We start from the raw sequence: 4,510 nt of genomic DNA on the forward strand, positions 1-4,510 counted from the left end.
TGTCATGACTGTCCCTCCGTTCAGCCACACGAACCCGGCCGCTTGCGGCCGGGCTATCTATCACAAGTGCCTCAGCCGTTCAGGCCCAGGGGCGCAGCTCGGCGTTCTTCTTCTCGAAGGACGCGATGGCGCCGGCCTTCTCCATGGTCAGCCCGATATCGTCGAGGCCGTTCAAGAGGCAGTGACGCTTGAAGTCGTCGAGATCGAACTTGACCACGCCGCCATCCGGGCCGCGGATCTCCTTGGCTTCGAGGTCGATCGACAGCGTGGCGTTGGAACCGCGCGAGGCGTCGTCCATCAGCTTGTCGAGGTCTTCCGGGCTGACCGTGATCGGCAGGATGCCGTTCTTGAAGCAGTTGTTGTAGAAAATATCGGCGAACGACGTCGAGATGACGCAGCGAATGCCGAAATCGAGCAGCGCCCAGGGCGCGTGCTCGCGGCTCGAGCCGCAGCCGAAATTGTCGCCGGCGACCAGGATCTGCGCCTTGCGGTAGGCCGGCTTGTTGAGCACGAAATCCGGGTTCTCCGAGCCGTCGTCCTTGTAGCGCATCTCGGCGAACAGGCCGGTGCCAAGCCCGGTGCGCTTGATGGTCTTCAGATAATCCTTCGGGATGATCATGTCGGTGTCGACATTGACGATCGGCATGGGCGCCGCGACGCCGGTGAGCTTGGTGAATTTGTCCATGGTACCTGCCCGTCTTCTTGGCTTGCGGGGAATTTTGCGGGACGGTTTACACAAAGCCGGCGGCAAATGAAAGGCAACTGTTCGTGCACTGCCCTTGGGCCAAAGGCGGGCAGGGTGGACGGAACTGGAACACCTCAAAAAACGGCTTCGAAATTCTGTGCGGCCGGTGCAGTCTGCGACCATGGCCCGTCCTTCCAAAGTCCTCTACGCCAGCGAGCCCGCCCTCAATGTCGCCGAATTCCGCCGCGTGCTGGTCGAATCCGGCCTCGGCGAAACGCGCCCGATCGATGACGAGGCGCGCCTGAAGACGATGCTCAGTAATGCCAACCTGGTGCTGACGGCGCGTCTCGACAGCGAGGGCAAGCCGCTTGTCGGCGTCACGCGCGGGGTGACTGACTTCTCCTGGGTCTGCTATATCTCCGAGCTCGCCGTGTCCGCCTCGGCGCAAGGGCTCGGCATCGGCAAAGGCCTGATGGACGAGGCGCGCCGCCAGCTCGGCCCTTCGGTCGCCATCAGCCTGATCTCGATGCCCGATGCCGTCGGCTTCTACGAGCGCATCGGCATGACACGCATGACCGACGCCTTCTGGTTCTCCCGCAAGCGCTGACGCGCTGATGTCAACCGCTATTGACGCCAGCGCCCGAAAATCGAACGCAACGATATTCTCGGCGCAGGAGCCGGCGTAGGTCTCGCTGTCTGTGTCGGCGGCGTCGGCCGCCCCCCAGCAGTGCGGCCTACTACGTCACTGATCATCGCATCCAAGGCCTGGCTGACGTCAAACGGTTCGGTGACCCGGGCCGCCCTGACTTGCTGCTCAACCCAGTTTGAGCACCGAATCTTGCCCCTTTCGTCCACCAATTCTCCCTTAGTGATCGATTTGCAGAACATGTGAAGCTTGAAGACGGCCATCTTGACCGTTCCGTCATCCCAATTGGCGCTGATGCTCTGTGCGGCATGTTCGAGCAGAGTCTTTTTGATGAACTCGGCTTTATCGCGGGTCGAATCGGATTCGCCTTCGAACAGCAGGATGCCGAAATCCGACTTCAAAACGGCCGCCTTGACAGTGTCCGGCGCCGCCCAAAGTGCGGCAACCGTAACCGGATCGCGAAACAGCGCGACGTAATTACCCTTAATGTTGTGAGCAATGCCGGCCCGCGCCAAGAGTCGCTGGCACGTGTCGTCCTTGTATACAGCTAAAGGGAAAATGGACTGAAAGTCATAGTCGTAAATGAGAGGCATCCGATCCAACCTTTCATTGCAAGAACCATACCGTCTATTATTCAGAAGATGAATTCCAGTAGCAGTCGCAATGCATCGTCGGCAAGCAGGCCGGGGTGCCTGCACCGTCTTTCTCGTCGAATAAACTTTGCAGCTTGACATGCAACCAATTGGTTGCATATTAAAGCCATGAGCATGGATGCCGTCTTTCGCGCCTTGGCCGACCCGACCCGCCGGCAATTGCTGGACAGCCTCTATGCCAGGAACGGACAGACGCTGAACGCGCTCTGCGAACGGATGGACATGACGCGCCAGGCGGTGACCAAGCACCTGGCAGTTCTCGAGGAGGCGAACCTTGTCGCCACCGTTCGCCGCGGCCGCGAGAAGGAGCATTACCTCAACCCCGTTCCGATCAACGAGATCGCCGAGCGCTGGATCGGCAAATTCGAGCGCCATCGGCTGGATGCCTTGAGCGACCTGAAGAAACGACTTGAAAGGGAAGAGCCGTGAGCGACAACACTTTCGTCTACGTCACCTACATCCGCACCACGCCCGAAAAGCTTTGGACGGCGCTGACCGATCCGGAGTTCAACCGGCAGTTCTTCCTCTGCTCCTACCAGGAGAGCGACTGGAAGGTGGGTTCGAGCTGGAAGCTGATCTTCCCGGACGGCCGCGTGGCCGACTCGGGCGAGATCCTCGAGATCGATCCGCCCCGGCGTCTGGTCATCAAATGGCGCAACGAATGGCTGCCCGAGGTGAAGGAAGACGGTTACACGCGCTGTACCTTCACCATCGAAAAGGACGGCGAGCTGATGAAGCTTGCCGTCACCCACGAGGCCGACGGCCCGCACCGGCTGATTCCGAACGTGTCCAAGGGCTGGCCGCTGGTGCTGGCGAGCCTCAAGAGCCTGCTGGAGACCGGCAAGGGTTTCGAGCGCCCGCCATCGAAGGTCTGAACCAGGTATTGAACGGCCGCGGAGGAGGTTGGCAATGATACTGCCGCATGGCTGGCCGCGCGCCATGGCGAACACCGAGACGGTCATGGCTTCGGCGGAACTTCCCGCTTCGCCGCAACAAGTCGTCACCGCGCTTCTCACCAGCGACGTCGAGCGCTGGTGGGGGTCGGCCGAGACCTACCGGATGATCGGCTGGGCCGCCGATCTGCGCGTCGGCGGATCGTGGCGCGTCATCGTGAGGCCGGCCGACGGCAGGCCCCTGCCCGCCAGCGGCAGCTTCCTCGAGATCGAGACGGGGCGCAGGGTCGTGCAGACGAGGCGCTACGATTGGGATCACCCGACCCTCGGCTGTCACGAAACGACGGTTGCCTATCTGCTGGAACCGACCTCTGCCGGCACGCGGCTCACCGTCTGCCATGGCGGCTTCGCCGGCTTCCCGGACGCCGCGGCGGAGCACGCCGAAGGCTGGGCGCGCGTGCTCGGCTGGCTACAGGCACATCTGGGCTGCCGCCTCGCCGCCTGAGCCCCACCTTGACCTGCAGGCGCGCCTGTCCAGATTGTCGACATGGCCGAAAACAAACCTTTTGTCGGAACAGCCGGATGGACCATACCGGCAGCGCACAGGTCCTCTGTTCCGGCGACGGGCTCGCAATTGGAGCGTTACGCTTCGCGTCTTCCTGTCGTGGAGATCAACTCCTCCTTCTACAAACCGCATCAGCGCGAAACCTATGAGCGCTGGGCGTGCTCGGTCCCGGATCGTTTTCGGTTCTCTGTCAAAATCCCCAAAGCCGCGACCCATGAGCGCCGCCTCATAGATTGCCATGATCTTCTGGATGCTTTCATGGGCGAGGTCGGAGGTCTCGGTGAGAAGCTGTCCGCCCTCTTGGTCCAGCTGCCACCCAGTCTGCAATTCGACAGGCAGATAGCCAAAAAGTTCTTCGCTTTGTTGCACGACAAGACCGACTGCCGCTTGGTCTGCGAACCGCGTCACGCCAGTTGGTTCGAGCCGGGGGCGGATGCTTTGCTGAGCCGCCTCCATGTCGGGCGCGTGGCGGCGGACCCTGCCCCAGTTGCCGCCGCTTCCGCGCCCGGCGGCTGGCATGAGCTCGCCTATTTCCGCTTTCACGGCGCGCCGCATGTCTATTTTTCGGACTACGACGCCGGCCGGCTGTTGGAGATCAGCGCCCAGCTCGCCAGCGCGGGCGCGTCAGCCACCGAGGTATGGTGCATTTTCGACAATACGGCGCGCGGGCATGCGCTCGGCAACGCGCTGGCGGTCGATGCGATTATGCGTCAGATGACGTTCAACTCCCTGAACGCCCGCCCCGCCGCGACGCGCTCATATCCGAACGCCGTGCAATCGATCGTCCGATAGCCGCCATGCACGATGAGTTCCGAGAGCGCCTTGCCCACCGCCGGCGCCTGCTGCAGGCCATGGCCGGAGAAGCCGTTGGCGAACAGGAAGTTTTCCACCTCCGGATGCGGCCCGATCACCGCGTTCTGGTCGAGCGTGTTGTAATCATAATGCCCGACCCAGGCGCGCGTCGGCTTGATCGCCTCGAAGGCTGGGACGCGGGTGGCTAAAGTCGGCCAGATCACGTCCTCGAACAGCGGCCACTCGACCTCGAAATCGTTTGGATCGGGTGCATGG

At 62.2% G+C, this 4,510-nt stretch carries 8 protein-coding genes; 5 read left to right on the plus strand and 3 right to left on the minus strand.

Annotation, left to right across the window (positions count from 1 at the left end; genetic code table 11):
- Positions 1 to 79: 79 nt before the first annotated feature.
- Entirely contained in the window at positions 80 to 685 is a 606-nt protein-coding gene (gene leuD / locus EOA60_RS20035) for a 3-isopropylmalate dehydratase small subunit (protein ID WP_066991643.1), read from the minus strand.
- A gap of 181 nt (positions 686 to 866) precedes the next feature.
- On the opposite strand from leuD, the gene EOA60_RS20040 reads away from it, so the two are divergent.
- Positions 867 to 1,292: a GNAT family N-acetyltransferase gene (locus tag EOA60_RS20040; RefSeq protein WP_095825145.1), complete on the plus strand. Its 426-nt coding sequence runs from the start codon at positions 867 to 869 to the stop codon at positions 1,290 to 1,292.
- 17 nt (positions 1,293 to 1,309) lie between these two features.
- Here the strand turns inward: EOA60_RS20040 and EOA60_RS20045 are convergent, their stop codons facing one another.
- On the minus strand, positions 1,310 to 1,924 hold the full coding sequence (locus EOA60_RS20045; protein WP_095825144.1) for a hypothetical protein: 615 nt from the start codon (positions 1,922 to 1,924) through the stop codon (positions 1,310 to 1,312).
- Positions 1,925 to 2,092: 168 nt separating this feature from the next.
- On the opposite strand from EOA60_RS20045, the gene EOA60_RS20050 reads away from it, so the two are divergent.
- From EOA60_RS20050 to EOA60_RS20065, 4 genes are read left to right on the plus strand one after another with little or no spacing between them, the layout of a single operon-like run.
- The gene (locus EOA60_RS20050) at positions 2,093 to 2,413 is read left to right on the plus strand and encodes a metalloregulator ArsR/SmtB family transcription factor (protein WP_095825143.1); all 321 of its coding nucleotides are present in this window, start codon (positions 2,093 to 2,095) and stop codon (positions 2,411 to 2,413) included.
- On the plus strand, positions 2,410 to 2,859 hold the full coding sequence (locus EOA60_RS20055) for an SRPBCC family protein (RefSeq protein ID WP_066991633.1): 450 nt from the start codon (positions 2,410 to 2,412) through the stop codon (positions 2,857 to 2,859). Before EOA60_RS20050 ends, EOA60_RS20055 begins: the two co-directional genes overlap by 4 nt.
- 34 nt (positions 2,860 to 2,893) lie before the next feature.
- Positions 2,894 to 3,382 (plus strand): SRPBCC domain-containing protein, encoded by a 489-nt coding sequence (locus EOA60_RS20060; RefSeq protein ID WP_128311783.1) that lies wholly within the window; start codon positions 2,894 to 2,896, stop codon positions 3,380 to 3,382.
- 42 nt (positions 3,383 to 3,424) lie between these two features.
- Entirely contained in the window at positions 3,425 to 4,234 is an 810-nt protein-coding gene (locus tag EOA60_RS20065) for a DUF72 domain-containing protein (RefSeq protein WP_095825141.1), read from the plus strand.
- Here EOA60_RS20065 and EOA60_RS20070 read toward each other — a convergent pair.
- A partial coding sequence (locus tag EOA60_RS20070; RefSeq protein WP_164899419.1) for an FAD-binding oxidoreductase occupies positions 4,153 to 4,510 on the minus strand: 358 nt, incomplete at its 5' end. The genes EOA60_RS20065 and EOA60_RS20070 overlap by 82 nt on opposite strands.

Source organism: Mesorhizobium sp. M1A.F.Ca.IN.020.06.1.1, assembly GCF_004023265.1.
In the GTDB taxonomy this organism is placed as follows: domain Bacteria; phylum Pseudomonadota; class Alphaproteobacteria; order Rhizobiales; family Rhizobiaceae; genus Mesorhizobium.